We start from the raw sequence: 26,084 nt of genomic DNA, 5'->3' as shown, positions 1-26,084 counted from the left end.
AGAAATGCCTCGTTCGTTGTCGCGTCGTTTTCGCCTCAACGTGCTGAGCTACGGCTACACGCAATTGGTGACGCTGGCGGCGCAATTGGTGCTGGTGCCGTTCTTCCTATATGCCTGGGGTACCGGGCGCTATGCCGATTGGCTGGTGCTCACGGGTATCCCGTCGATGCTCAGCCTGCTCGACCTGGGCGTGGCCCAGGCGTCGGCCACCAGCGCCACTCTGCGCGTCAGCCAGGGTGATGTGCCTGGGGCGCGGCGCAGCGTGCAGACCGCGTTGGCGTTTACCCTGGCGGTGGTCGCATTGGTGCTGCTGTTTGCCTTGACCCTCGGCCAGTGGCTCGATTGGGTTGCGCTGCTCAAGCTCAAGACCCTGGCGCCCGAGCAGGCCAGCCTGGTGGTGTTGTTCATGTCCGGTTACCTGTGCACACGATTGTTGGGCGGGCCGATCGACGCATGGTTTCGCACCATCGACAGGACCGTTGGCGGGGTCTTCATCATGGCCAACCGCAGGACCCTGGATATCCTGTTGTCCATCGCCGTGTTGCTGCTTGGTGGCTCGGAGCTGCAATTGGCCCAAGGCATGTTCTTCAGCCAGGTGCTGTTCCTGCTGCTGGTGACCCTGTTTGTGCGGCGCATTTCGCCGTGGCCGCTGCTGGGCCTGGCATCGGCCTCCTGGGCAGAATTTCGCGGCATCTGGAAGCCGGCGCTGGGCAGTGCGGCAATCCCGCTGGCCCAGGCGATCACCCTGCAAGGCGGGCTGCAAGTGCTCAACCAGATCGCCGGTCCGGCGGTAGTAGTGGGGTACACCATGGCGCGCACCCTGATGCGGCTGATCATCCAGTTGGGCATCACCTGCAGCAATGCCCTTACACCGGAAATCTCGCGCCTGGCCGGGCGTGGGCAAATCGAAGAAGCGCGGCGTTTTACCCAACGCGCCAGCTCCCTGGTGCTGGGCCTGTGCGTGCTGGTGTACGCCGCCGGCATCTGGGCCGGGCCGCAGATCATCCTGCTGTGGAGTCATGGCCTGGTGCAGGTCGACCGGTTGTCCCTGGCGCTGATCGGCTCGCACACGATCTTGAACGTGGCCTGGTTCATCCTCGCGGCGCTGCTGATTTCCACCAACCGCCACACCCGCACCTCGTTGATCTACGCCTTGAGCAGCGCGGCGGCCTTGATGTTGTGGCTGGCGTGCAAGGAGCGCATTGATCCGCTGTTGGGCGCCTCCCTGTTGCTATCGCTGCCGGAGTTGGTGGTGCTGGTGTACCTGCGAGTGATCCGTGTCGGGGAGGTGAGCCCATGATGTTGTCCCAGGCACGGTTGACCCTCTACTTGCCGCTGACGTTTTTCGCCTTGCCCCTGGCGTTGAGCAACAACCTGTCGCAGCCCCTGGCGCTGCTGCTGTTGCTACCTTTCGTGGTCTACGCGGCGCGAGGATTTACCCGGGCTTTACCCTTGCTGGCGCTGGTGGTGGCTTCCAGCGTGTTGCAGGTATTGGTCAGCAGCAGCGCGAAAATTTCCCTGTACCAGTTCCTGCGCTCGGGCATTCCGTTTTTTTATTTCGTGCTGTTGTTGGCCGGGTACGGTTATGTGGCGGCCAACGTGGAAAAAATCGCCCGTGCCCATAGCTTCAACTATCGCCGCATCCTTGAGCGAATCATCTACATTTTCGCCCTCGGCCAGTTACTGCAGGTCAGCTTGTATGGGGTTGGCATCGACCTGACCAACGCCGCGTCCAAGTCCAGCGACGAAGTCGGGCGGATCATGCTGTTCCCCACCAGCTCGGCGGTGCTGCTGTTTTTCTACGCCTGTTGCCAGCGCATGGTCGGCCTGATGCTGATCCTGGCTGTCACGCTGCTGGCGGCCGGTTCCAAGACCATCCTGGCGGCGATGGCGGTGATGATCCTGTTGTCGGCGATTACCCAGCGCAAGCTCAAGTCCCTCGCGGTGCTGGTGGTGGCCATCGGCGCCCTCGGGACGTTGACGTTCTATGCCAGCCCGCTGGCGGTGTCGCGCTTTGCCACGTACCTGTTCGAAGAGAAGGGTGAGGACGTGACCCGGGCGTTCGAGATCGCCCATGCCAAGGAATCGTTCCTGGCCAACCCCGCCACGGTGTTCCTCGGCAACGGACTGGCCAAGCAGCTGACCCCTGGTGTACCCACCAATGACGAGCGCTGGTTCGAGAATTCCAAGTTCGATATCGAGAACGGCTACTGGGGAGTGACTGCCAAGCTGGGCGTGGTCGGCGTGGCGCTGTTATGCCTGCTGTTCAGCGGCTTGCCGCGCCACCCCGAGTCGCTGGCAGTGGTGGCGATCCTGCTGATTTTCTCGTTCAAGACCAGCTACCAATTCTTCACCACCTTTGATGGCAGCTATTTGCTGGTGTGGTCGATGTTCATCGGCTTGCTCAACAAAGCGGCACCCGCACGCCCGGCAGTTCCTTCACATTACTTATTAAAACAGGCTGGATCATGAGCGCATTTGCACGCCCCGTCAGGGCCGGGATATTGACGTACCACTTCAGTGAGAACTTTGGTGCTGTGCTGCAAGCCTATGCCTTGCAGCGCTGGTTGCAACAACAGGGCTTGCAAGTCAGCCTGATCAACTACCACCCGGCCTACGTGGAAGACGGCAGCGAGATTCGCCAACTGTTCAACCCACGCCAGCTCAAGAACAATCTCAAGGCGCTGTACCTCAAGGCGCTGACGTTGAAAACCCAAGTGCTGGGGCCGAATGCCCAGTCCCGGCAATTCCAGGCGTTCAAGGCGCGGTTCCTGAATATCCAGGAGCCGCGCTACGCCCAAGCCGACCAGCTCAAGCAGGCGGTGGCCGGCCAGCAATTGCTGGTGGCGGGGAGTGACCAGATCTGGAATCCCTCGGGCCATACTGGCCTGGACCCGGCTTACTTCCTGGCGTTCGAGTGCGATACAGCGACCCGACGCATTTCCTATGCCGCCAGTTTCGGCAAGGAGTACCTGGAGCCCGAGTACCACGCCGAAGCCGAAGGCCTGCTCAAGCAACTGTCGGCCATCAGCGTGCGCGAAGAGAGTGGGGTCGGCATTGTGCAACAGGTCGCGGGGCTGGCGGCCCAATGCGTGCCCGACCCGACGCTGTTGCACCGTGATTATTCGGCGCTGCTCGCCACGGCCACCCAGACCCGCACCGGCCACGTGTTCTGCTACGCGTTGCGCACCGGCGTGGGGGTACGCGAGGTGGCGCAAGCGCTGTCGCGGCATGTGGCCGGGCCGATAGTCTCGCCGTACAACGCGCACCGGCGTTGGCGGCAGATTGGCGAGACCGTGCAGGTCGGCCCGCAGGACTGGCTCAAGCTGCTCAAGGAGTCGGCCTATGTGGTGACCAACTCGTTCCATGCGACGGTGTTCGCGATCATTTTCGAAAAGCCCTTTATCGCGGTGGGCTTGCCGGGCAACAAGGCCTCGCTGAATGCGCGAGTGCGCAACCTGTTGCAGAAGCTGGAATTGTCCCAGCGTTTCCTGCCGGCGGACGATGCCGAGCAGGTGCACGCGTTGATCGCGGCGCCCATCGACTGGGTGGCCGTGCGGGCACGACGCCAGGCCCTGCAGCAGGTGGGCGAACGCTACCTGCTGGAACAACTGGCGGCGCTCAAGCCATGAGCGACTTTGCCCAACTCAAGTACGTCGACACCTTGCCCCGCAGCAACAAGGCCCGTCGCCTGTGGTGGAGCATCGTCTACCAACTGCTGTTTCGTCCCACGCCCCGCTGGATGCTGCACGGTTGGCGCAGTTGGTTGTTGCGCCGCTTTGGCGCCAAGGTCGGCGTGGGCTGCCGGATCGCCCCTACGTGCAGCATCTGGGCACCGTGGAACCTCGAGATCGGTGACTACACCGCCATCGCTGACGGCGTGGATGTGTACGCCATGGCGAGGATCACACTGGGCTCCAAGGTCGCCATCAGCCAGCGCAGCTTTTTGTGCACCGGCACCCATGACACCCGCAGCCTGCTGCGCCCGCTGGTGACCCGCGACATCGTGATCAAGGACCACGTGTGGGTTGCCGCCGAGTGCTTCATTCATCCCGGTTGTGTGCTGGAAGAGGGCTGTGTGGTCGGCGCCAGGTCGGTGGTCACTACCGACCTGCCGGCCTGGATGATTTGCGTCGGTGCGCCGTGCCGCCCCCTCAAACCGAGAGACATCGCACTATGAAGCAGGTGAAACGCATGATGGATAAGGCATGGAAGTTGATGTTGTTCGTCAGCGAATTTTTTCGCGACATGCTCACGTTTATTCGCCACAACGGCTACTCGCCACTGGAAAGCCGCAACAAGAAGCTGTTCTACAAGATCCTCATCGAAACCCACACGGTGGAGAAGGGCCTGTCCCTCAAGGAGCCCAAGCCGCTGTTCGGCAAGGACAAGATCAACGGCATCATCCGGATGCTCAACGACTACGACCGCACCTATTCGGCGCTGCCCCTGGAGATGGCCCTCGGCGCATTCCAGGGTTACCTCGACCTGCACCGGACCCTGGGCATCAGCGACGACTTCGTGTTTTACCTGGAAGCCTATGTGGAGCACCTGAAACGTGACGGCACCCCCGGCACGGGCGGTATCAAGCACGCCGCGCCGTGGCCGGGCAGCGGTGGGGCGGACGCCAAGGCATTCCTGCAATCGCGTTCAAGTTGCCGCATGTTCCAGGCCGGAAAGATCGACAGGGGTTTGCTCACGTCGCTGGTGGAACTGGCGCAGTCGTCACCTTCGCAATGCAACCGCCAATCGTCGCGCGTGCATGTGTACCAGGACCGCGCAGTGATCGCGCAGTTGCTTGAGCTGCAAGGTGGCTCGCGCGGTTTCGCGCAGTCGGTAGACAACCTGTTCGTGGTCACGTCGGAAGTTACCGCGTGGGGCGGCGCAGGCCAACGCAACCAGCTGTACGTGGACGGTGCATTGTTTTCCATGGGCCTGTTGCTGGCCTGCCACGCCAACGGTTTGGGGGCCTGCCCGCTGAACCTGGCGATCCTCAATTCGGTGGAAAAGAAGATCCGCAGCATCGGCGCCATCCCGGCCAGTGAACGATTGATCATGATGATCGCCGTGGGCCTGCCCCTTGAAAGCCACTTCCGTGCCGCGCGTTCGCCACGCCGGTTGTGCAGTGAAGTGCTGCAACTGCATGGAGCCTGAGATGAAGCGCGAAACCATCTCCGTCATCATCCTTACCCACAACGAAAGCCTGCACATCGCCAGGGCCATCGACTCGGTGAAGGCCTTCAGCGACGAAGTGCTGGTGGTGGATTCATTCTCCAGCGACGACACGTGCGACATCGCCCGCCGTCACGGCGCGTTGGTGGTGCAGCACGCGTTCATCAACCAGGCCAAACAGTTCCAGTGGGCGATGGATAACTTGCCGATCACCGGCAATTGGACGATGCGCCTGGACGCCGACGAAATCATCGAGGCCGACCTCGCCGCCCAGATCAATACCCGCCTGCCGACGTTGGCCAGCGACATCACTGGCATCAATTTCAAGCGCAAACATATTTTCATGGGCCGCTGGGTACGCCATGGAGGGCGCTACCCGCTGAGGATGCTGCGGCTGTGGCGCACCGGCCTTGGGCGCATGGAAGACCGCTGGATGGACGAGCACATCTCGGTGGCCGAGGGCCGCACCATCACGCTGGAAGGCGGGTTTGCCGACCATAACCTGCATGACCTGACGTTCTTCACCCACAAGCACAACCAATACGCCACCCGCGAAGCCATCGAAGTGCTCAACGCGCGTCTTGGGTTGTTTGCGATCCGCGATGAAGTGCATACGGGACAGAGTTCGTTCCAGGCCAGGGCCAAACGCCTGGTCAAGAACCGCGTGTATAACCGCGTGCCGTTCACCCTGAGTTCGACCGCCTATTTCTTGTGGCGCTACATCATTCAGCTGGGGTTTCTCGATGGCCGCAGCGGCCTGGTCTACCACCTGCTTCAGGGCTATTGGTACCGCTTCTTGGTGGGCGCCAAAGTGCTGGAGTTGGAAACCGCGATTGCTCATTTAAACGATAAGGAAGCCATTGTCCGGGAACTTTCAAAGTTGACCGGCCATAACTTGAACCTGCCCACACCGAAGTAACTGACCGTTTTTAACAAACACCCAAGTTTGGGTGACGGCCTTCGCTCGCCTATCAATCGGGAGACAGACATGAACAAAGTCGCGCTTATTACCGGGATTACCGGTCAGGATGGTTCGTACCTGGCGGAACTGCTGCTGGAAAAAGGCTATACCGTGCACGGCCTCAAGCGACGTTCATCGTCGTTCAATACCCAGCGCATCGACCACATTTACCAGGACCCACAGGCCCTGCATAAAAACCTGATCCTGCATTATGGCGACCTGGCGGACTCGTCGAACCTGACGCGCATCATCCAGCAGATCCAGCCCGACGAAATCTACAACCTTGGCGCCCAGTCCCACGTGGCAGTGAGTTTCGATTCACCCGAATACACTGCGGATGTGGACGCCCTGGGCACCTTGCGCATTCTCGAAGCTATCCGCCTGCTGGGCCTGGAAAAGAAGACCCGTTTCTACCAGGCGTCGACCTCCGAGTTATATGGGCTGGTGCAGGAAACCCCGCAAAAGGAAACCACACCGTTCTACCCGCGCTCGCCCTATGCCGTGGCCAAGCTGTACGCCTACTGGATCACCGTGAACTTCCGCGAGGCCTACGGCCTGTATGCGTGCAACGGCATCCTGTTCAACCACGAGTCGCCGCGGCGTGGTGAAACCTTCGTGACGCGCAAGATCACCCGTGCGCTGACCAACATCGCCCTGGGCCTTGAGCAGTGCCTGTACATGGGCAACATGGACGCCCTGCGTGACTGGGGGCATGCCAAGGACTACGTCCGCATGCAGTGGATGATGCTGCAACAGGAAAGCCCCGAGGATTTTGTGATTGCCACGGGCGTGCAGTATTCGGTGCGCGACTTTATCCGCTGGTCAGCCGCTGAGCTGGGGGTGCGCCTGGGCTTTGTGGGTGAGGGCGTGGATGAGTTGGCGGTGGTCGAGCAGATCGATGGCGACCTGGCGCCGGGCATCCTGGTGGGGGATGTGATTGTGCGGGTCGACCCGCGTTACTTCCGCCCGGCAGAGGTGGAGACGCTGCTCGGTGACCCGTCCAAGGCCAAGCAGAAACTGGGCTGGGTGCCGGAGATCAGCGCGCAGGCAATGTGCGCCGAGATGGTCCGCGAAGACCTCAAGATTGCCCAGCGCCATGCCCTGTTGCGCCTGCACGGGCATTACGCACCGATTGCCGTGGAGAACTGAGCATGGCACGTGATCTTGATGCGCGGATCTATGTCGCCGGCCATCGCGGCATGGTTGGTTCGGCCATTGTGCGGCGGTTGTGGGCGCTGGGGTATACGCAGATCCTCACCGCCGGCCGCGATGAGCTGGACCTGCTCGACCCGGCAGCGGTGCAGGCGTATTTCGCCTGGCACCGAGTGGACCAGGTGTACCTCGCGGCTGCCAAGGTTGGCGGGATCCACGCCAACGCCACGTACCCGGCGGATTTCATCTACCAGAACCTGATGATCCAAGCCAATGTGATCCATGCCGCCCATAGCCACGGTGTGCAGCAACTGTTGTTCCTCGGCTCGTCTTGCATCTACCCGGTGCATGCGCCACAACCGATGATCGAAGCGGTGCTGCTCGACGGTGCGCTAGAGCCCACCAACGAGCCCTACGCCGTGGCCAAGATCGCCGGGATCAAGCTGTGCGAGAGCTACAACCGCCAGCACGGCCGCGATTACCGCAGCGTGATGCCGACCAACTTGTACGGGCCTGGCGATAACTATCATCCGGAAAACAGCCATGTAATCGCCGCACTGTTGCGACGCTTCCACGAGGCAACCCGGCGCGGTGATGACGAGGTGGTGATCTGGGGCAGCGGCCGGCCGCGGCGCGAGTTTTTGCACGTGGATGACATGGCGGCGGCCAGCGTGCATGTGATGGAACTCGACGCCGTGCGCTATCGCGAGCAGACCCAGTCGATGTGTTCGCACCTGAACGTCGGCACCGGGGTGGATTGCACCATCGCCGAGCTGGCCCAGGCGCTGGTGCGGGTCACCGGCTTCCAGGGCCGCTTGCGCTTTGACGCCAGCAAGCCCGACGGCGCGCCACGCAAGTTGCTGGATGTGAGCCGTATCAATGCCCTCGGCTGGGAAGCCTACGTGCCGTTGGAGGAGGGCTTGCGTGATGCCTACAACGCTTACCTCGCCGCCCTCGAACAGCCGCGGGGCCAGTGATGAAGATCGTTTTGTACGGGATCAATTACAGCCCGGAACTGACCGGCATCGGCAAGTACAGCGGTGAGCAGGCGCGCTGGCTGGCGGCGCAGGGACACGAGGTGCGGGTGGTAACGGCACCACCGTATTACCCACAGTGGCAGGTGGGTGAGGGTTATTCGCCGTGGCGTTTTCGTACCGAGCAGGACGCCGGCGTCACGGTGATCCGCTGCCCGCTTTATGTGCCGCGCCAGCCCACGGCGTTGACGCGCCTGCTGCACTTGATGAGCTTTTCCGCCAGCTCGTTGCTGGCGGTGCTGGGGCAACTGCGCTGGAAACCGGACCTGGTGATCCTGGTGGTGCCCACGCTGTTCTGCGCGCCCCAGGCGTTGCTCCTGGCCAGGCTCAGCGGTGCGCGGTCGGTGCTGCACATCCAGGATTATGAAGTGGATGCGATGTTCGGCCTGGGTATCGGTGGCGGCTCGTTGCTGCGGCGCGTGGCGTTTGGAGTCGAGCGCTGGCTGCTGCGGCGTTTTGATCGGGTCTCGACGATTTCCAGCGGCATGCTCGACAAGGCCCGTAGCAAAGGCGTGGACAGCCAGCGCCTGCTGTTCTTTCCCAACTGGTCGGAAACCGCGCGTTTTCGCCAGGTGCGGCGCAACCGCGCGTTGCTTGAGCGCCTTGGCGTTCCGAGGGGGGCAAGGGTGTTGTTGTACGCCGGCAACATCGGCGAGAAGCAGGGCCTGGAGTTGATCCTCGATGCCGCCCAAGCCCATGCGCACCGTGAGGCGCTGGTCTTCCTGATCGTCGGCCAGGGCGCCGGCAAGGCGCGCCTGGTCGAGCGGGTGCAGCGCGACGGTCTGCGCAATGTGCTGTTCGCGCCTTTACAGGCCTACGAGGATCTGCCGGCACTGCTGGCCTCGGCCGATGCGCACCTGGTGATCCAGAAGCGCGGCGTGGCGGATGTGGTGTTGCCCTCCAAGCTCACCAACATCCTGGCGGTGGGCGGCAACGCGATTATCACCGCCGACCCCGACACCAGTCTCGGCCGCCTGTGCGCGGAACACCCAGGCATTGCGGTGTTGATCGAGCCGGAATCGGTCGCGGCGCTGAACGCCGGGATCGAGCAAGTCCTGGCATTGCCAGCGCGCAATGAGGTGGCGTTGAACTACGCCAAGGAGTTCCTCGACAAGGAACGCATTCTGCAACGCTTTCTGGTACAGGTTTGACGCGTATGTGGCTTGATTTACCGACCTTCAAAACGGTCGTGGCATCGGCGCCCCTGGTGGCGATCGATCTGGTCGTACGCAACGGCCGTGGCGATGTTTTTCTCGGCCTGCGCGTGAATCGGCCGGCCTATGGTTTCTGGTTCGTGCCCGGTGGGCGTATCCACAAAAACGAAAGCCTTGACAGCGCGTTCCGGCGCATCACCCACGACGAATTGGGGCGCACCTTCGAGCGCGCCAGCGCGCGGCTGCTGGGGGTGTTCGAACATTTTTACGATGACAGCGTGTTTGCCAACGCCGGGGCCGGGCCAGACACCCATTACGTGGTGCTCGGTTATTGCCTGGAGCTGGCGCCCGCAGAAACCCTGCTGCCCCCTACGGAGCAACACCAGCAATACCGATGGTGGCCACAGGATGAACTGCGTTTCTGCCAGCGGGTGCATGCCAATACCCGTGCCTATTTCTGACTTTCTCGCCCAAGGATGCCCTCATGTTAATACCCGTGATCATGGCTGGCGGTTCGGGGTCGCGCCTGTGGCCGCTCTCGCGGCAACTGAACCCCAAGCAGTTCCTGTGCCTGACCGACGCGCACCTGTCGATGCTGCAGCAAACCATCACGCGACTTACCGGCGCCAACGTGGCCGTGCCGCAGTTGATCTGCAACGAACAGCACCGCTTCCTGGTGGCTGAGCAATTGCGCCAGCTGGGCATGGAACAGGCGAGCATCCTGCTGGAGCCGGTGGGGCGCAACACGGCACCGGCCATCGCGCTGGCGGCGTGCAAGGCGCTTGCCGAGTCCGAGGACCCGATCCTGCTGGTGCTGGCGGCGGACCACCTGATCGAAGACATTTCGGCGTTTCATGCCAGCCTGGAAGTGGCGTTGCCCCTGGCTAGGGCCGGCAAGCTGGTGACCTTCGGTATCACCCCTGCCTGCGCGCACACCGGCTACGGCTACATCGAGCAGGGCGCGACGGAGGGCGAGGGCGGTTACCGGGTCAAGCGCTTCGTCGAGAAGCCGGACGCTGCCACGGCGGCGCAATACGTCGCCAGCGGCGACTATTACTGGAACAGTGGCATGTTCATGTTCCGTGCCAGTCGCTACCTGGAAGAACTGGAGCGCTTCCAGCCGGCCATTCTCGAAGCCTGTCGCGTGGCGCTGGAAGGTGGCAGCCAGGATCTGCCGTTCACTCGCGTGCATGTGGCGACCTTTGCCGCATGCCCGGACGACTCCATCGACTACGCCGTGATGGAAAAGACCGACGACGCGGTGATGGTGCCGCTGCACGCCGGCTGGAGCGATATCGGCTCGTGGTCGGCGCTGTGGGAGGCCAGCGCAAAAGACGCCAACGGTAACGTTTTGCGTGGCGATGGGTTGTTGCTGGATACCCGCGATACTTATGTGCACGCCGATAGCCGATTGGTCGCGACTGTCGGGGTGCAGGACCTGATCATTGTCGAGACCAAGGACGCGGTGCTGGTGGCCCACAAGGACCAGGTGCAGCAGGTCAAGGGCATCGTCGACCAACTCAAGCAGGCGGGACGACATGAGCACCTCAGCCACCGTGAGGTGTATCGGCCCTGGGGCATGTATGACTCGGTGGATAACGGCCAGCGTTACCAGGTCAAACGCATCACCGTGAATCCGGGGGCCAAGTTGTCGGTGCAAATGCATCACCACCGCGCCGAGCACTGGATCGTGGTCAGCGGCACCGCCCGGGTCACCAATGGCGAGCAGACTTACCTGGTCTCGGAAAACCAATCGACGTATATCCCCATCGGCCAGGTACATGCGCTGGAGAACCCTGGGGTGATTCCATTGGAGTTGATTGAAGTGCAGTCCGGTTCTTATTTGGGGGAAGACGACATTGTGCGCTTTGAAGACAAGTACGGCCGCGCCTGAAGTTTCCGACAATTAATAACGTTTTAGATAACTTCGACAGTGAGCAATGCACGCAGGGCCGGGCGCTTTGCCGGTAAAACGTTATTTTCAACTTATTAACATGAGGGTGCTCTGTCTGGTGTGCTGTTTAGTTGGGTGGCACTATCGACCTGACTACTCACTGACGATAAGGAGTCTGTTATGAGAAAACCACTGGCTATTATTGTGCTCAGTACCTTGAGTATGTCCGCGCTGGCGGCTGAGCCCCCGTTGGGGCTCGACACCACCGTCGCGGGGTCCGTGACGGTCGGGGAAACCCTGCTGGTCGGCAGCGCCATCGTTGCCGGCATCGCTGCCGCATCCAACAGCGGCGGCAGTTCCAATGGCGGCACGACCACGGGCACGACCGGCACTACAGGTACCACAGGCACCAGCAACTAAGTTGTAAACCTTCCGCTTTTCAGACCGCTTGGAATCCCCGCCCAAGTGGTCTTTTTCTCTTGTCGATTATCGCGAGTGTCCTAGCACTATGATGCGTATTTTTGCTGTTGCGGCCGTGGCCGCTGCATTGTTGCAGGGCTGCATGTGGGCCCCGGGTCAATACATGGACACGGCGGCGATGACCCAGGAAGGTGGCGCTGAAAGTCGCCGAGTGGATTTAATTCCAATCACACCAAAGTTACTTGCCATGGACGCGGCAACCCACGTGCCGTATACCATCCCGGCAGAACTGCTGAGTTATAAACCGGGCCCGTATCTGATCGGCGCAAATGATGTGCTGTATATCACCGTATGGGATCACCCGGAACTGACCGCCCCCTCGGGTCCGCAACAACAGATCGACGCCAATGGCCGGTTGGTCAGCCCTGAAGGCAAGCTGTTCTACCCTTATGTGGGCGAGGTGATTGCCAAGGGCCGCACCCTTGAAGCGCTGCGCAATGAAATCACCGACAAACTGCGCCAGTACATCGACAGTCCCCAGGTGGATGTAAGTGTGCTGCGCTTTGCCAGCCAGAAGGTCGTGATCACCGGTGCAGTGATCAAGGCCGGGCCGGTGCCGATCAGCACGGTGGCGATGAACGTGACGGAAGCCCTCGGCGCTGCCGGTGTCGACCCGATCAATGCCGATCTGTCGAACCTGATCCTCAGCCGTGGCGGCAAGCGTTACAGCCTGGACCTCGACACGCTCACCCTTGAGCCGTCGCGCTTGGACGATATCTACCTCAAGGACGGCGACCAACTGTACCTGGCCTACAACGATCGCAAGCGCATCTATGTAATGGGCGAGGTCATGCAGCCCCGCGCGCTGAGCTTCAAGACCCGCAGCATGAGCCTCTCCGACGTGCTCGGTTCGGTGGGCGGACTCAACCAGAACACGTCCAACGCCGACGCCATCTACGTGATCCGCGGGGCGCAGAACATCGATGTGGAACCGGCCAAAGTGTTCCAGTTGGAAGCCACTTCCCCCTCGGCCATGGCCCTGGCCACGCACTTTGATGTCCAGCCCCAGGATGTGGTGTTTGTCGGCCCCGCCAATATCACCCGGTGGAACCGCTTTATCAGCCAGTTGGTGCCTTCCGCCTCGATCATCGGTATCGGCGCGTCGACCCAGAACAACCTGAGCGAAGCCAATAGCCGATAGGGTGGTGTCTGCGTGAACAGTCTGAGATTCGCGACTTACGCGGGGTGGGCGTGGCTGTTGTGTGGCTGCAACCCGCTGATGACGGCTTCCCTCGATACTTTCAAGGCTGCCGTGGCCCGGCCTGCGCCGCTGGTGCTGACCCAGGCCCAGGTGGATGCCGTGCCATTTCCCCAGATCAAGGTCACCACGGTGTCCAGCGAAGGCGTGATGGCGCTGATTCGCCAGCGTGGCGACCTGCAATTCTGGGTCGCTTCCGGCAAGCAAGTGTTGCTGGTGCGCGATGGGCTGGTGGTGCGCACGGTTGGCCTGGGCGCCGACCTGGATGGCACGCGCTGGTTGGGGCAGTCGCCGTTTCAGCAGGGCCTGCACCGTGTTCCGGACGGCTATCGCAGTACGCGGCAGGTCGACGTGGTGGACGGTTATCGCATGGGCATCACGGTTTCCAGCCGCATCACCCGCAAAGGTGTTGAAACCCTTGAAATCCTCGACAAACCCTACGCCTTGCTGCGCATTGACGAAGACATAGAGGCCCCTGGGTTTCATGCGCGCAATCGCTACTGGGTCGACCCCGGCGACGGATTTATCGTGCACAGCGAACAGCACCTGGCGCCCAGCCTGACCCTGACCATCACCCAGCTGCAACCGACACGCAAGGACGCCCGATGACTGTTCGACGACTCGGGGCGTTGCTCCTGTTAAGCAGCTGCGGCCATCTGTGCCTGGCCGCGACCCTCACGGTCAGTGGCGAAGTACGCAATCCGGGGGCAATCCCACTGCAACCTGACGCCCGCTTGTTGGACGTGATCACCGCGTCACAGCCGGATGCCCAAGGCTATTGGCTGGGGGCGGCCTGGCTGCACCGGCCTTTGCTCGAACGCCAGGCGCGGCTCAAGGCTGGCGTGCTGTTCGACCTGGACACCTTGCGCCAGGCGGCTTTGGCGGCCGGGCGCGAGAACCGCGCCCATGTTGCGGCGCAGCTCCACCAACAGGTGCTGGCCTTGCCGGTGACCGGCCGCCAGCTGGCCGTGCTCGACCCGGTGGCGGTGGAAGTCGGCTTTGCACCCAACCTGCCTGTGAGCGATGGCGACCGCCTGATGTACCCACCGCGATTGGAACGCGTGCAGGTGGTGGGGGCTGTTGCTGCGGCGTGCAGCTTGAAGTTTGAGTCGCTGCGGCGCGCACGGGATTATCTTTCCGCGTGCCCGCCACTGGTGGACGCGGACACCGATTATCTATGGCTGATCCAGCCCGATGGCCGCGTCACGCGCTTGGGCATAGCCCCCTGGAATCGCGAAGACGGCCTGCCGCCGGCGCCTGGCAGCACGCTACTGGTGCCGATCCGCAGCGACGATCTGGACCCGCCCACGCCTGAACTGAATCAGCAATTGGCCGAGTTTCTCGCCACCCAACCCCTGGCCGAGGTCACGCCTTGAAATTATGTATTGCGGCCGTGCTGCTGGTGCCTTGTGGCGTCGTGCATGGCGATCCCCGTTACACCCAGAGCGATTTCGGCGGCGTGGGTTTGCTGCAAACTCCCACCGCCCGCATGGCGCCCGCCGGCGAACTCAGCGTGAACGCCAACCGCACCGAACCGTACAGCCGCTACAGCTTCTCGGCACAACCCCTGGACTGGCTGGAAGGCACCTTTCGCTACACCGCGATCACCAACCGCGCCTATGGCCCTGAGTCGTTCAGCGGCGGCCAGAGTTACAAGGACAAGGCCGTCGATGCCAAAGTGCGTCTGTTTCAGGAAAGCCACTGGCTGCCGGAAGTGGCGCTGGGGCTGATGGACCTGGGCGGCACCGGGTTGTTCTCCAGCGAGTACCTGGTGGCCAACAAACGCTATGGTGACCTGGATTTCAGCGCCGGCATTGCCTGGGGTTACCTGGGCAGTCGCGGCGATATCGGCAATCCGCTCGGCGCGCTGGATGACCGCTTCAATGAGCGTCCCACCGCCGAAGGCTCCGGCAGTTTCTCCAACGGCTACTTTCGCGGGCGACCCGCGCTGTTTGGCGGTGTCGCCTATCAGACGCCCTGGGCACCGCTGAGCCTCAAGCTGGAACTGGAAGGCAACGACTACAAGAACGAGCCACGGGACAACCGCTTTCGGCAGGACTCCCCGGTCAACTTCGGTCTGGTCTACAAAGTCGCCGACTCCATCGACGTGAGTGCCGCCTGGGAGCGCGGCAACACCGCGATGTTCGGCATCACTCTGCACACCAATTTCGTCAGCCGCAGGGCGCCTGCGAAAACCTACGACCCACCGGCGCCCAAGCTGCCGTCGCAGGCACCCACTACACCGATGGACCAAGTGGACTGGGCCGCCGTTTCCCAGCGGCTGCATGATAATGCCGGCTACAACGTGCAACGCATCACCCAGCGTGGTCCGGAACTGTTGGTGTATGGCGAACAGCAGCGCTATTTCTACAGTGCCAAGGCCGTTGGGCGCGCCAGTCGCATCCTGGACAACAGCGTGAGCGACCAGATCGACTGGTTCACGCTGGTCAGCGAGCGTTACGCCATGCCCATCGAGGAAACCAGCGTACCGCGCGAGACCTTTCGCGAGGTAGCCAACAATCGCGATGACCTGCGAGACCTGCACCGCCAAGTCGAAGTCAATCGCGCCAGCGAGCGCACGCAGACGGTGCTCTATACCCAGCGTCCCAAGCCTTTCAGCTATGGCGCAGGCCTTGGCTACAAGCAGAACGTCGGTGGGCCGGATGGCTTGCTCTACCAGATCTCCGCCGACCTTGACGCCGAATATCGCTTCACCCGCAACATTTGGTGGAGTGGCTTGCTGAGCGTCAACCTGCTGAACAACTACGACGGTTTTACCTACGACGCCCCCAGTGGTTTGCCACGGGTACGCACCGACCTGCGCAAGTACATGACCCGCGCCGACGTGACCCTGCCGACCTTCCAGTTCAACCATGCACAGCGCCTGGACCAGGACCTGTATGGCATGGTCTACGGCGGTTTGCTGGAGTCGATGTACGCCGGTGTCGGCAGCGAAGTGCTGTACCGGCCGATGGGCAAGGGTTGGTCGCTGGGCGCAGATCTGAACTACGTACGCCAGCGCGGCTTCGAGCAGGATTTCAGCCTGCGTGATTACCGCACCGTGACCGGGCATATCACCGGCTACACCGAGTTGCCATTCAACCTGCAGGGCGCCTTGAGCGTCGGCCGCTACCTGGCCAGGGACTGGGGCGCAACGCTCGACCTGTCACGCGAATTCAAGAATGGCGTGCGTATCGGCGCGTGGGTCACGCGGACCAACGTGTCCAAAGAGGCCTATGGTGAAGGCAGCTTCGACAAAGGCCTCTACCTGTCCATTCCCTTCGATGAGTTGATGAGCCTGTCGACCATGCGTCGCGCCAACCTGGTGTGGGCACCGCTGACCCGCGATGGCGGGGCGCGCTTGAACCGCGCGTACTCACTGCATTCGATGACGGATGGGCGGGACAGTGCGCTGTTCTACAAGAATATCGACAAGATGACTGAGTAAGGGCGAGCGAGGACTGGTAGTCCCCGTCGCTCCTGCAGGGTCAGTAGATGTCCTTCGAGAGCAGCGTGAAGGGTGTCTTGAACAGGATCTTGATATCGAGCCACAGCGACCAGGTGTTGATATAGCGCAGGTCGATATCCACGCGTTTTTGCATCTTTTCCAGCGTCTCGGTCTCGCCCCGGCAACCATTGATCTGCGCCAGGCCGGTGATGCCCGGCTTGATGCGATGGCGCGCCATGTATGCGTGAATCTTCCCCGAGTAAAAATCGTTGTGCGCAACCGCATGGGGACGCGGGCCAACCAGGGCCATATGCCCCTGCAGCACATTGAACAGCTGCGGCAATTCATCGATGGAGGTACGGCGGATAAACCGACCCACTGGGGTGATACGTGAGTCGTTACGGCTGGCCTGGCGCACCTCACGATCGTCATGCACGCGCATCGAGCGGAATTTCCACACCTTGATCACCTGGCCGTTCCAGCCGTGGCGATCCTGCTTGAAAATCACCGGGCCGGGGGAGGTGAGTTTGATCAGCAGGGCGAACAGCAACAATAGCGGGCTCAACACCAGGATCGCCAGCAAGGCCAGGCTCTTGTCCAGCAATGACTTGCTCAGGGCTGCGGTGGGGCGGCTGGTCAGCGGGCTTTCATTAAGGAAGATCGCCGGCAGCCCATCCACTTCGGCCACACAATGATTGAGCAGCAGCATGTTGTTGAGATCGGGTACCCAGATCACATCCACGCTGATCTCCAGCAGGTTGAGGTACAACGCCTCGATGTGGGTGGCATCCTGCAGTGAGTGGGTGATGTACAGTCGGCGAATGCCATGCTGTCGTATCAACTGCGGCAATTGTGGCAACTCGCCGAGTATCTGCGGCTGCGCATCCTCGGCGGCACCCGCGTGGCTGCCGACCAGCCCGACCAGAGGCGATCGCTTCTGGCGTGACAGGTGCTTGGCCAGGTCGACGGCGAGTTTGCCAGTGCCCACAATCAATGACTTTTGGCGTTCATGAAGTTGCCGGTGGTAATGCCGGGACAGGCTGTGCAAGGGGATATAGCACAGTGCTAACAGTGGGTAGCTGACAGCGGCCCACAACAGTAAGATCTCCAGGGGAAACAATGAACTGGCATTGCAGGCTACGCCCACCGCAAACAGGATGCCCACGGTCAGTAGCCACCCCATGAACAGCCGTCCGAGACCAACGCCGTAGTCATCTTTTTTACTATAAACGTCGCACACGCTATAGGCTGGAAGCGAGGCCAATATTGTAAAGGCCGCGAGTATTCGGTAGGGCGACTCAAGTTGGCCGGTCTTCAACAAGACCAACATAAACAACACAGTAACGACCAAGCTTGATGCCAGCATCCACTGTCCCCAGAACGTTAAGCCCTTGGGGGTCAGGTTGCGATGTATCCTAGTGTTATTCAGCATAGTTCTGCTCCCGGTGGTGACCACACACGTGCTGGCAGGAATTGATCACGCGGCGCAATACCGCACTAAAACGACAGGCACGCGCAGTCGCGTACCCATGGATAGTAATGAACGGCACGGGGCATTGGCTGACGTCTTATAACAAGGTCGGCGTACTGTCATGAGAAGAGAGTGTTATAAAAGGGCAGGTATAAACGTGTGGTAATAGTCTGGGTGAATGATAAGGTAAGTATTGTTTTTATTTTAACGACGCGTCTGGCTCTGCTCGAGTGGCTTTTTGATCTTTTGCGTCAGGCAATAGCCCCGGTTTCTGACCGCGCGAAAAAGGCGCTCACCGTCATTGGCCTGCTTAAACTTTTGCTGTAGCCGGCTCAGGCACATTTCCAGCCCGCGATATAAATCAGGTTCGCGTCCAATATTACGAATCAACTCCTCTTTGCTGACCACACGTTCTTCATGGTGCAACATCTTTTTAATCAGCGCCGACTCAATAGTGGTCAAAGCAATACGCAGGCCACCTTTTACCAACGTGCGGTCATGTTGGGTAAGTAGCCAGACATCCGGAGGGAGAGTAGGGTTGTTCGGCGTGCGGTCATAATCCTCTGGCATGGGCATTCTGGATTCTTGTCGCACAGCGCCAAAAGGGTATGACGGAAAGGTGATTGTATGGGTAATGACATAGGTAGTTAGACCCAAGTGGTCGTGAGGAGAGGTTGTTCGGTGATTGAACAGCAGGGTGTTATCGCCTGTGTCTGTGGCTCGGGCGGCGTTTAAATCGTAATAGAATAACTCTGCATTGGGCGAGAAGTCCTGCAATGCGATAGCGGGAAGTGTGGGGGTGAAGGCGTATTTCTTGAGTGAGCTCATAGTATCCACCAAGGTCGGGAACGCGGAGTTGTTATAGGTAATCAGCAGGGGAATAGTAACCACCCTGAAAATATTCGAACGGCAGGTTCTGCGCCAGTAATGCACTGTCAGCGAACTCGACAGTGTCGGCGATGAAACACACCCGGTTCGCACTGATCAGCGCGAGCATGCGGTCGTAGAGCCGATCGAACAGACCCGAGCGGGTATTCAGACTCAGCCGCAGGGCAGAATCCGGGAAGGGCATTTTTATATAGTCGTAGAGCGCGAGATCGATCAACAGGTCGGCCTGTTTTGTATCGAGCCTGTAATTGTTGTAGGCCAGCGTGATGTCACATTGGTCCTTCAACTTATATAACTGGCGCACCATTAACCGGCGTTCAACCGGACCGGGCAGGGCATCCAAAGGATTATCGATACTGAGGGTCAAGGGGTGCCGGTTTTGTTCCAGTGACCGGGCAGTCTGAATGAACCGATGATGAAGGTCCTCGTTCATCAACGCGGCTTGACTGATACGCAGAAACCTGTGGCTCAACACCGGAGCAGCGGCTGTAGGTCGTGTGTTGATGCGCTGCAGCGCCTGTTCATAGGCACTTACTGGTACTTCTTCAGGGTGCTGGCACTCTAGACTGATTTCACTGCCCCAAAGTATATGGCGGCGATCAACGATGGCCTGCCTGACAGTGTTGAAGTTTACAGTGTCGGTAGAGGATATCTTTTCGCTATTCACGACTCGACCTCTCCTTGGAGGGTTGGAAATGGCTGGCGCAAATAAGACCCCGGCTTAGTTTGTACCCATAACCGCGAATATTCTGAATGATGTTGTCGCCGTAGTGCGCCTTTATTTTACTGCGCAGTCGGCTTATAGACTTTTCCAAGGCTCTGGAGTCGTAATGCTTGGTATTAAGCCCCATCACGGCAGCGATCTCATTATGACTGAGTAGTCGACGTTGGATAAGGGCGTCCAGTACTTTCATTTCGACGAAAGAAATTTCCAGTTTTTTGCCTTCGCCATAAATACACATGCGGTCCTGATCGAGTATCAGGCCACAACGATCCAGGTGTGCACTGTCGCTGAGGAAGGCGTCAAACAGGCTCAACTCTTTTTCAGGGGAGGTTTCTACGACCTTGATGCAGTAGTCCGCACCCGCCAGGTAGTATTTTGTTTTGCTCAGCGTGGAGGCAAAGGTGACCACCACGAATATGGGGCAGCCGGGATGTTTGTCCCGAGTTTTTCTTATAATGTCCAACGTTTGATTGCTGGCCGAAGGGGTGTCAATTTCTATGATGATCGCGCGGTAATTTTCGTGGCTTTCCTGGGCGTCAATTAGTTGTTCGTAATAACGTGTATCGACTATTAAATCATTCGCTACAGTGCGAACTATAAGCTCCCTGAAATCCTCCGATTTAGATGGAGTCCGTGCAATAGCGAGGACGTTGGAAAAATGCATCACCTACTCCCTTTTCCGGCATGCAAGGCGGTCAGATCAATCGCTGCTAGCGTTTAGATACTAATCGAATTGATTCCGCCAAAACGTGACAAATTTTAACATTTGCCACTTTATTTCCAGGGGGCGAAGCGAGGGGGGAGGGAGTGTTTTGGAGATGTTTGAACGATGTTGCACATATGCTAGTGCAATTTTTTAGTGTGCGATAACTATCTTAGGTCTATGGGTTAGCGGCGCTGTCAGCGGTTAGATGTTATCAGTAAGAAGGGAGCCTGCGGGGCGCCTGTTAACCCAGTTTCAAATTAGAGCCCGAGGCGAATCTCGGCACACAAGCCACCTTCCGGCCGATTGCTCAAGGTCAATGAGCCGCCTATTGCCACCGCCAGTTGCTGCGCAATGGCCAATCCAAGCCCGGTGCCACCGGTGCCGCGATTGCGCGAGCTCTCCACGCGGTAGAACGGTTGCATCACCTGCACCAGTTCGTCTTCGGCGATCCCGGGCCCACGATCCAGTACCTTGATCGACAGTTCCCCGTTCGCCGTCGAGCCCACTTCCAGCTCGGCGCTGCCTGCGAACTTCAATGCGTTGTCCACCAGGTTAACCAGCACCCGGCGCAGGGCGTGCGGGCGGGTGTCGAGTACCACCGCGCTTTTGCCACTGAGGCTGACCTGCTTGTGCATGTCCTGATAGTCGAACACCAGGCTGTCGAGGAAGGCATCCAGGTTGATCCGGTGGCTGGCTTCGGTGGCGCCATGAACGCTGCGCGCATAGGCGACGCCTTCGCGCACCAGGTGTTCCATCTCGCCGAGGTCGCTCCAGAGTTTGTCGCGGTCGGTGCAGTCCTCCATGAATTCGGCGCGCAGTTTCATGCGGGTGATCGGGGTTTGCAGGTCATGGGAAATCGCCGCGAGTATTTGCATGCGTTCCTTGAGGTATTCGGCGATGCGTTTTTGCATTTCATTGAACGCGGCGGCGGCATGCGCGACTTCGGTCGGGCCCTTTTCGTCCAGTGGGGTAGGGTGGGCATTGGGGTCGAGGGTTTCTACAGCGCGCGCCAGGCGGGTCAACGGGCGGATGGCCAGGCGTACGGCGAACCAGGTGCAACCGAGCAGCAACGCCAGTTGCAGCACCAGCACCACCGGTAGCCAGTAGGCGACGGGCAGGGCGGCGGGGCGTACGTCGATGGTGATCGGGCTGCCATCGGCCAGGGTCAGGTGCGCCTGGAAGTGCTTCTGCATACCGGGGATGTCACGGAAGGTCAGCGTGTAGTGTTCGCCCAGCGCGTCCGCAATAGAGGTCGCGGCCATGGGCATATCGTCTCTGCTCATCGGCTCGCCGGTTTCGCCGGCATTGAGCAGGTAACGGTAATTCTGCCGGTCGAGGCGTGGCAGCCAGAGGGGGCGCTCGTTAGCGGGCAAGCGGTCGAGAATGGCGACCGAGGTGGACACATCGTTTTCCAGATTGCCCAGCATGGCGGTACGCGCGCTGATATAGCGCTCGTAGAACTGCGCGCTGAAGGACAGGCCATGGGCGCACACCAGGCTGATCAGGAAGATCAGCGACAACTGCGACGCCAGGGTCCGTGGCCAGCCAAACCGTAGCTTCATTGATCGGCCCCGAGGATTTCCACCGGCAAGGAAAACACATAGCCCTCACTGCGCACGGTCTTGATATAGGCCGGCTCGCGGGCGTCATCCAGCAGGCGTTGGCGCAGGCGGCTCACCAGCAGGTCGATGGAGCGGTCGAACAGGTCGGCATCGCGGCCTTGGGTCAGGTTGAGCAACTGGTCGCGGTTGAGCACGCGCTGGGGGTGATCGAGGAATACCCGCAACAGGCGGTATTCGGCGCCGCTCAGGGCCACCAGGGTATCGTCCTCGTCGAGCAGGTGGCGGGCAGTGGTGTCCAGGCGCCAGCGGCCGAAACGGATCAGGCGTCCGGTCTCGCTGACCACCAGGTTTGGCGGCAACATCCGCGTGCGGCGCAGCACCGCGTTGATACGTGCGAGCAATTCACGGGCGACGAAGGGTTTCACCAGGTAATCGTCGGCGCCCATTTCCAGGCCGATGATTCGGTCGGTCTCATCATTGCGCGCGGTGAGCATCAGCAGTGGCGTGGCCTTGTGCTTGCCTACCCGCAGTTCGCGGCACAGCTGCAAGCCGTCGTCGCCGGGCATCATGATATCCAGCACGATCAGGTCCACCGGAGTGGTGTCGAGGAAGCTGCGCATCTGGCGGCCATCGGCAACCACGGTGGTGCGCATACCGTTTTTCTTCAGGTAGTTACCTACCAGTTCGCGGATCTCCCGGTCGTCATCGACGATCAGGATGTGATCGACATGATCCATGCTGCCTTCCTCGTAAATACTCATAGGGGCGCAGTCTAGCCATTGGCGAGGGCCTTGCCTTGTGCCCTTTGTATTGCAGTGTATCTGGCGATAGGGAGATACACGACGACGCAAAAATGCCGGGGGATCACCCGCAACGCGATGCGTACGTCGCTGATCAATCACCGCCTGCTCACGGGGCGTGTGACGCCTTGGGCAACAGCGCCTCGAATAGCTGTTGTACCTGTGGCTCATCACTGTGGGCCACATTGAAACGCATCGAGTCGCGGTGTGCCGGGTCATAGCCAAACAGCACTCCCGGCGCCAGCACCATGCCCTTTTTCAACGCTTCCTGGGCCAGCAGCTCGCCGTTGATGCCGGGTGGCAGGTGCGCCCAGATGAACATCCCGCCTTCGTAGCCCATCGGCAATTCGCAGCCGCAACGCTTGAGCCATTGCTCGACCCGTCCACCGGCCTCCATCAAGCGCTGCACCATGCGCTTGCGGTGCTTGGCGTAGTTGCCTTCGCTGAGCATGCGGTAAACGATCTGCTCGAACAGCTCGGAGGTCACGCCGCCGCTCATCAGCTTCATATTGGTTAGGTTGGCCGCCAGTTGCGGCGCCGCAACCACGAAGCTGACGCGGGTGTTGGCACTGAGCGTCTTGGAGAAACCCGACAGGTAGGTGACCTTGTCCAGGCCGGCGAGGGCGGCCAGGCGCGGTGGTGGGCTGGGGTGCAGGTCGCCGTAGAGGTCATCCTCGACGATATGGCAAGCGTATTGCTGCGTCAGTTGTAGCAGGCGAAACGCCTGGCTGGGGCTGAAGGAGTGTCCGGTCGGGTTCTGCAGCACGCTGGTGGTGAGGTACAGGCTGGGGCGGTGTTCAGCCAATAGTTGTTCGAGGGCGCTGAAGTCGAAACCGTCGGGCCGGCGCTGGATCGTCACCACCTTGACCCCGTGCAGCGCGAGGTTGGCGTGGAAGTTGAAGTAGCACGGTGCGTCGAGCAGCACGGTGTCGCCGGGACGCGCCAGCAGGCGCATCAGCATGTCCAGGCCTTGTACAGTGTTGGGCGTGGTAATGATCTGTTCGACCGACACCGACATGCCTTCGCCGTGGAGTTTCTGTTGCAGGGCCTGGCGCAACGGCAATAGCCCGGCCGGTGTGCCCAGCTCGGCGATGCGCAGCGACGGCGCCCGCACCACGCTGCGCAGGGTTTGGCGAATGGCGTCGCTGTCCAGCCACGCCTCGGGCAAGTGGCCGCTGCCGGGGCGCAGGTCACCGTAGACCGTCGCGAGGGGGCGCCGTAATACGCTGAGCAGGTCTTGAGGCAGCAACTCAACCCAGTTCGTCGAGGCCGCATGGGTGTTGGTCGCGGCCACGAAATAGCCACGACCTTGGCTGGAGGTGAGCAGATTGCGCCCGCGCAAGCGGTCAAGGGCTTCGTTTAGCGTGAACTTGCTTACGCCCAGCACCTGGGTCAGTTCGCGCACCGAGGGTAGCTTGCTGCCGGGTGCCCATTCACCGCTTTCGATCGCCTGGCTGAAAGCCTCGACGATCTGCTGCACCTTGGAGGTGCCTACCACGAAGACTATGGCCTTGACGAACATGCGGCTTCCTTGTCTTTGCCGGTGATTTTACCGGTGAAGTTTGGGCGGATTAAGCCTCACTTCACCTGCCCAGTGCAATGCCAGCTGCCTAGACTGCCCGCTCTCTTTTCCAGGTCCCCGGCTATGACAAGCGCGTTAACCCTCTCTTCGTTTTTCTACTTCCTGCTGTTTTGCGCCACCATGACCTTCAGTCCCGGCCCCATGACCCTGCTGCTCTTGAGCCTGGGCCTGCGCGACGGCTTGCGCAGTTCGATCCCGGCGCAGATCGGGGCCAGTGTGTCGTACCTGATTTCGATCCTGGTTTTTGCGGTGGGCTTTTCTGAATTGATCAAGGGCAACCCGTCCATCACCCAGGCAATCCAGGTGATCGGCGTGGCCTACATCCTTCACCTCGCCTATAAGCAGTGGACCAGCAACGGTGTGGTGATCGAGCGGATTGGTCATGTGGAAGCCGCGCGCAGCCTGTTTCGCAAGGGGCTGCTGACCGGGTTTTCCAACCCCAAGACCATCATCATGTTCAGCGCGGTATTCCCTCAGTTTGCCGGGACCGGGGAGCACCGTTCGACAGTGGATATTGCGATCCTCGGGCTGACGTTTTTGTTGCTGCAATTCGTCAGCGGCTGCCTGTATTGCTACTTTGGCCAGCGTATCAAGCAGGTGTTGCAAAACCCTCAGCGCCGCGTATTGCTGCAGCGCATCACCGCCGTGATGCTACTGGGCGTGGCGCTGATGCTGGCGCGAGGCTTTGCTCACTGAGGGCCTCAAGCTTATGAGTGGTAGTGGCGAATTGCCGGTCCCCTGATAGACTCCAGGCATTCACTCAGGATCTCACCCCACCATGTCAGCTGCAGAAGGAAACGGACTTCCGCTCGCTTCACGGCTGTACAAATCCCGTACGCTCGGGTTGACGCTCGGATTTGTTTGCGTGGTGTTCGGGATGTACCCTCTGGACCCCGCCTGGTGGGTGTGGGCGTGGATGCTGATCAACGCGTTTGTGTGGCCGCACGTGGCGTTTCAACTGTCCTTGCGCAGCGCCAACGCCCTGCGCAGCGAACGGCGCAACCTGTTGTTCGACTCGTTCTGCGGTGGGTTCTGGGTTGGCGCCATGCACCTCAACCCGCTGCCCAGCGTGACCACCTTGTCGATGATGACCATGAACAACGTCGCCATTGGCGGTCCCCGTTTCATGCTGGCGGGATGGGTGGCGCAGGCACTGGGTATCGGCACGTCGTTGTGGATGTTTGCCCCGGCCTTTATTGCGGTGACTACCCAGGTGCAGCTCTACGCCTGCCTGCCTATCCTGATGCTGTATCCGTTGGCCTTGGGCTGGATCTGCTACCGCCAGGCGGTAACCCTGGCACGCCACAAACGCGAGCTATTGGCCCTGAGCCGCACCGACAGCCTGTCCGGGCTGCTCAACCACGGTGCCTGGAAAGACCACCTGGAGCTCGAATTCCAACGCTGCCGCCGCGGTTCGGCAGGCGCCGCCATCGCGCTGATCGACATCGATCACTTCAAGGTCATCAACGACACCTACGGGCATGTCACCGGCGATATTGTCCTGCGCCAACTGGGCAAAGTACTTCGCCAGAACCTGCGCGCCACCGACCTGGCCGGGCGTTACGGTGGCGACGAGTTCTGCGTGATCCTGCCGGACATGGACCTTAACCGTGCCACCGAAGTCATGGATGCGTTGCGCAACCGCTTCAACGCCCTGGCCTACGCCCAGGACCCGACCCTGCGCGTCAGCTTGAGTATCGGCCTGGCGCCGTATCAGCCGAACCATGCAGATTCGACTAGCTGGTTGAATGACGCTGACCAAGCGTTGTACGAAGCCAAGAGCAGCGGGCGAAACCGCGTCAGTTCCGTACAGGGGAGTTGGTTGCGATCGGTCTAGTGGGGTAGGGTGTGGCGGCAC

25 protein-coding genes are annotated in these 26,084 nt (G+C 60.6%); 18 read left to right on the top strand and 7 right to left on the bottom strand.

Annotation, left to right across the window (positions count from 1 at the left end):
• The first annotated feature begins 4 nt into the window (after window positions 1-4).
• The 16 genes from ATH90_RS16110 (at window position 5) to ATH90_RS16035 (ending at window position 16,493) form a co-directional block, all read left to right on the top strand.
• Entirely contained in the window at window positions 5-1,300 is a 1,296-nt protein-coding gene (locus tag ATH90_RS16110; protein ID WP_098466768.1) for a lipopolysaccharide biosynthesis protein, read from the top strand.
• The gene (locus ATH90_RS16105; RefSeq protein WP_098466767.1) at window positions 1,297-2,472 is read left to right on the top strand and encodes an O-antigen ligase family protein; all 1,176 of its coding nucleotides are present in this window, start codon (window positions 1,297-1,299) and stop codon (window positions 2,470-2,472) included. The genes ATH90_RS16110 and ATH90_RS16105 overlap by 4 nt, the downstream gene beginning before the upstream one ends.
• Window positions 2,469-3,632 carry a polysaccharide pyruvyl transferase family protein gene (locus ATH90_RS16100; protein WP_098466766.1) on the top strand — a complete coding sequence of 388 codons (1,164 nt, stop codon included), beginning with the start codon at window positions 2,469-2,471 and terminating at the stop codon, window positions 3,630-3,632. Before ATH90_RS16105 ends, ATH90_RS16100 begins: the two co-directional genes overlap by 4 nt.
• The gene (locus ATH90_RS16095) at window positions 3,629-4,180 is read left to right on the top strand and encodes an LbetaH domain-containing protein (RefSeq protein ID WP_098466765.1); all 552 of its coding nucleotides are present in this window, start codon (window positions 3,629-3,631) and stop codon (window positions 4,178-4,180) included. The genes ATH90_RS16100 and ATH90_RS16095 overlap by 4 nt, the downstream gene beginning before the upstream one ends.
• A 14-nt stretch (window positions 4,181-4,194) precedes the next feature.
• Window positions 4,195-5,154 (top strand): nitroreductase family protein, encoded by a 960-nt coding sequence (locus ATH90_RS16090; RefSeq protein ID WP_164403552.1) that lies wholly within the window; start codon window positions 4,195-4,197, stop codon window positions 5,152-5,154.
• A 1-nt stretch (window position 5,155) separates the two neighbouring features.
• Window positions 5,156-6,091, top strand: a complete 936-nt coding sequence (locus ATH90_RS16085; RefSeq protein ID WP_098466763.1) for a glycosyltransferase family 2 protein — start codon at window positions 5,156-5,158, stop codon at window positions 6,089-6,091.
• A 69-nt stretch (window positions 6,092-6,160) separates the two neighbouring features.
• Complete coding sequence (gene gmd / locus ATH90_RS16080; RefSeq protein ID WP_098466762.1) at window positions 6,161-7,282, top strand: GDP-mannose 4,6-dehydratase; 1,122 nt, start codon at window positions 6,161-6,163, stop codon at window positions 7,280-7,282.
• Between the two features lie 2 nt (window positions 7,283-7,284).
• Window positions 7,285-8,262, top strand: coding sequence for a GDP-L-fucose synthase (gene fcl / locus ATH90_RS16075; protein WP_098466761.1), 978 nt, complete (start codon window positions 7,285-7,287; stop codon window positions 8,260-8,262).
• Window positions 8,262-9,470, top strand: coding sequence for a glycosyltransferase WbuB (locus ATH90_RS16070; RefSeq protein WP_098466760.1), 1,209 nt, complete (start codon window positions 8,262-8,264; stop codon window positions 9,468-9,470). The genes fcl and ATH90_RS16070 overlap by 1 nt, the downstream gene beginning before the upstream one ends.
• A gap of 5 nt (window positions 9,471-9,475) precedes the next feature.
• On the top strand, window positions 9,476-9,934 hold the full coding sequence (locus ATH90_RS16065; protein ID WP_098466759.1) for a GDP-mannose mannosyl hydrolase: 459 nt from the start codon (window positions 9,476-9,478) through the stop codon (window positions 9,932-9,934).
• A 23-nt stretch (window positions 9,935-9,957) separates the two neighbouring features.
• The gene (locus tag ATH90_RS16060) at window positions 9,958-11,367 is read left to right on the top strand and encodes a mannose-1-phosphate guanylyltransferase/mannose-6-phosphate isomerase (protein ID WP_098466758.1); all 1,410 of its coding nucleotides are present in this window, start codon (window positions 9,958-9,960) and stop codon (window positions 11,365-11,367) included.
• A 180-nt stretch (window positions 11,368-11,547) separates the two neighbouring features.
• On the top strand, window positions 11,548-11,787 hold the full coding sequence (locus ATH90_RS16055; protein ID WP_098466757.1) for a hypothetical protein: 240 nt from the start codon (window positions 11,548-11,550) through the stop codon (window positions 11,785-11,787).
• An 88-nt stretch (window positions 11,788-11,875) separates the two neighbouring features.
• On the top strand, window positions 11,876-12,988 hold the full coding sequence (locus ATH90_RS16050) for a polysaccharide biosynthesis/export family protein (protein ID WP_098466756.1): 1,113 nt from the start codon (window positions 11,876-11,878) through the stop codon (window positions 12,986-12,988).
• Between the two features lie 12 nt (window positions 12,989-13,000).
• Entirely contained in the window at window positions 13,001-13,654 is a 654-nt protein-coding gene (locus tag ATH90_RS16045; RefSeq protein ID WP_098466755.1) for a YjbF family lipoprotein, read from the top strand.
• On the top strand, window positions 13,651-14,421 hold the full coding sequence (locus ATH90_RS16040; protein WP_098466754.1) for a capsule biosynthesis GfcC family protein: 771 nt from the start codon (window positions 13,651-13,653) through the stop codon (window positions 14,419-14,421). The genes ATH90_RS16045 and ATH90_RS16040 overlap by 4 nt, the downstream gene beginning before the upstream one ends.
• A complete protein-coding gene (locus ATH90_RS16035) occupies window positions 14,418-16,493 on the top strand; it encodes a YjbH domain-containing protein (RefSeq protein WP_098466753.1) in 2,076 nt (691 codons plus the stop codon). Before ATH90_RS16040 ends, ATH90_RS16035 begins: the two co-directional genes overlap by 4 nt.
• Before the next feature lie 40 nt (window positions 16,494-16,533).
• On the opposite strand, the gene ATH90_RS16030 is transcribed toward ATH90_RS16035, so the two are convergent.
• The 7 genes from ATH90_RS16030 to ATH90_RS16000 form a co-directional block, all read right to left on the bottom strand.
• Window positions 16,534-17,925, bottom strand: coding sequence for an undecaprenyl-phosphate glucose phosphotransferase (locus tag ATH90_RS16030; protein WP_098466752.1), 1,392 nt, complete (start codon window positions 17,923-17,925; stop codon window positions 16,534-16,536).
• Between the two features lie 243 nt (window positions 17,926-18,168).
• Window positions 18,169-18,792, bottom strand: coding sequence for a winged helix-turn-helix domain-containing protein (locus ATH90_RS16025; protein ID WP_098466751.1), 624 nt, complete (start codon window positions 18,790-18,792; stop codon window positions 18,169-18,171).
• Between the two features lie 31 nt (window positions 18,793-18,823).
• On the bottom strand, window positions 18,824-19,519 hold the full coding sequence (locus ATH90_RS16020; protein WP_098466750.1) for a YuxH family protein: 696 nt from the start codon (window positions 19,517-19,519) through the stop codon (window positions 18,824-18,826).
• Entirely contained in the window at window positions 19,512-20,240 is a 729-nt protein-coding gene (locus tag ATH90_RS16015) for a winged helix-turn-helix domain-containing protein (RefSeq protein ID WP_098466749.1), read from the bottom strand. The genes ATH90_RS16020 and ATH90_RS16015 overlap by 8 nt, the downstream gene beginning before the upstream one ends.
• A gap of 299 nt (window positions 20,241-20,539) precedes the next feature.
• Complete coding sequence (locus tag ATH90_RS16010; RefSeq protein WP_098466748.1) at window positions 20,540-21,844, bottom strand: ATP-binding protein; 1,305 nt, start codon at window positions 21,842-21,844, stop codon at window positions 20,540-20,542.
• Window positions 21,841-22,581 carry a response regulator gene (locus ATH90_RS16005; RefSeq protein WP_069078725.1) on the bottom strand — a complete coding sequence of 247 codons (741 nt, stop codon included), beginning with the start codon at window positions 22,579-22,581 and terminating at the stop codon, window positions 21,841-21,843. Before ATH90_RS16005 ends, ATH90_RS16010 begins: the two co-directional genes overlap by 4 nt.
• Before the next feature lie 172 nt (window positions 22,582-22,753).
• Window positions 22,754-24,166 (bottom strand): aminotransferase-like domain-containing protein, encoded by a 1,413-nt coding sequence (locus ATH90_RS16000; RefSeq protein WP_098466747.1) that lies wholly within the window; start codon window positions 24,164-24,166, stop codon window positions 22,754-22,756.
• A gap of 123 nt (window positions 24,167-24,289) precedes the next feature.
• On the opposite strand from ATH90_RS16000, the gene ATH90_RS15995 reads away from it, so the two are divergent.
• Window positions 24,290-24,922, top strand: a complete 633-nt coding sequence (locus tag ATH90_RS15995) for a LysE family translocator (protein ID WP_069077586.1) — start codon at window positions 24,290-24,292, stop codon at window positions 24,920-24,922.
• Window positions 24,923-25,004: 82 nt separating this feature from the next.
• Window positions 25,005-26,063 (top strand): diguanylate cyclase, encoded by a 1,059-nt coding sequence (locus ATH90_RS15990; protein WP_034106430.1) that lies wholly within the window; start codon window positions 25,005-25,007, stop codon window positions 26,061-26,063.
• Window positions 26,064-26,084 lie beyond the last annotated feature (21 nt).

This window comes from Pseudomonas lurida (genome assembly GCF_002563895.1).
Lineage (GTDB): Bacteria > Pseudomonadota > Gammaproteobacteria > Pseudomonadales > Pseudomonadaceae > Aquipseudomonas > Aquipseudomonas lurida.
The sequence above is the reverse complement of the archived record's forward strand: the minus strand, read 5'-3'. Positions and strand labels throughout refer to the sequence as shown.

What these genes read in the sequence shown, in the direction of transcription:
- fcl (WP_098466761.1), top strand. Translation starts at nt 7,285, where the DNA reads ATGGCACGTGATCTTGATGCGCGGATCTATGTCGCCGGCCATCGCGGC.
- ATH90_RS16000 (WP_098466747.1), bottom strand. Translation starts at nt 24,166, where the DNA reads ATGTTCGTCAAGGCCATAGTCTTCGTGGTAGGCACCTCCAAGGTGCAG.
- ATH90_RS16090 (WP_164403552.1), top strand. Translation starts at nt 4,195, where the DNA reads ATGATGGATAAGGCATGGAAGTTGATGTTGTTCGTCAGCGAATTTTTT.
- gmd (WP_098466762.1), top strand. Translation starts at nt 6,161, where the DNA reads ATGAACAAAGTCGCGCTTATTACCGGGATTACCGGTCAGGATGGTTCG.
- ATH90_RS16040 (WP_098466754.1), top strand. Translation starts at nt 13,651, where the DNA reads ATGACTGTTCGACGACTCGGGGCGTTGCTCCTGTTAAGCAGCTGCGGC.
- ATH90_RS16050 (WP_098466756.1), top strand. Translation starts at nt 11,876, where the DNA reads ATGATGCGTATTTTTGCTGTTGCGGCCGTGGCCGCTGCATTGTTGCAG.
- ATH90_RS16070 (WP_098466760.1), top strand. Translation starts at nt 8,262, where the DNA reads ATGAAGATCGTTTTGTACGGGATCAATTACAGCCCGGAACTGACCGGC.
- ATH90_RS16095 (WP_098466765.1), top strand. Translation starts at nt 3,629, where the DNA reads ATGAGCGACTTTGCCCAACTCAAGTACGTCGACACCTTGCCCCGCAGC.
- ATH90_RS15995 (WP_069077586.1), top strand. Translation starts at nt 24,290, where the DNA reads ATGACAAGCGCGTTAACCCTCTCTTCGTTTTTCTACTTCCTGCTGTTT.
- ATH90_RS16005 (WP_069078725.1), bottom strand. Translation starts at nt 22,581, where the DNA reads ATGGATCATGTCGATCACATCCTGATCGTCGATGACGACCGGGAGATC.
- ATH90_RS16015 (WP_098466749.1), bottom strand. Translation starts at nt 20,240, where the DNA reads ATGCATTTTTCCAACGTCCTCGCTATTGCACGGACTCCATCTAAATCG.
- ATH90_RS16010 (WP_098466748.1), bottom strand. Translation starts at nt 21,844, where the DNA reads ATGAAGCTACGGTTTGGCTGGCCACGGACCCTGGCGTCGCAGTTGTCG.
- ATH90_RS16030 (WP_098466752.1), bottom strand. Translation starts at nt 17,925, where the DNA reads ATGCTGAATAACACTAGGATACATCGCAACCTGACCCCCAAGGGCTTA.
- ATH90_RS16085 (WP_098466763.1), top strand. Translation starts at nt 5,156, where the DNA reads ATGAAGCGCGAAACCATCTCCGTCATCATCCTTACCCACAACGAAAGC.
- ATH90_RS15990 (WP_034106430.1), top strand. Translation starts at nt 25,005, where the DNA reads ATGTCAGCTGCAGAAGGAAACGGACTTCCGCTCGCTTCACGGCTGTAC.
- ATH90_RS16105 (WP_098466767.1), top strand. Translation starts at nt 1,297, where the DNA reads ATGATGTTGTCCCAGGCACGGTTGACCCTCTACTTGCCGCTGACGTTT.
- ATH90_RS16110 (WP_098466768.1), top strand. Translation starts at nt 5, where the DNA reads ATGCCTCGTTCGTTGTCGCGTCGTTTTCGCCTCAACGTGCTGAGCTAC.
- ATH90_RS16065 (WP_098466759.1), top strand. Translation starts at nt 9,476, where the DNA reads ATGTGGCTTGATTTACCGACCTTCAAAACGGTCGTGGCATCGGCGCCC.
- ATH90_RS16060 (WP_098466758.1), top strand. Translation starts at nt 9,958, where the DNA reads ATGTTAATACCCGTGATCATGGCTGGCGGTTCGGGGTCGCGCCTGTGG.
- ATH90_RS16025 (WP_098466751.1), bottom strand. Translation starts at nt 18,792, where the DNA reads ATGAGCTCACTCAAGAAATACGCCTTCACCCCCACACTTCCCGCTATC.
- ATH90_RS16100 (WP_098466766.1), top strand. Translation starts at nt 2,469, where the DNA reads ATGAGCGCATTTGCACGCCCCGTCAGGGCCGGGATATTGACGTACCAC.
- ATH90_RS16055 (WP_098466757.1), top strand. Translation starts at nt 11,548, where the DNA reads ATGAGAAAACCACTGGCTATTATTGTGCTCAGTACCTTGAGTATGTCC.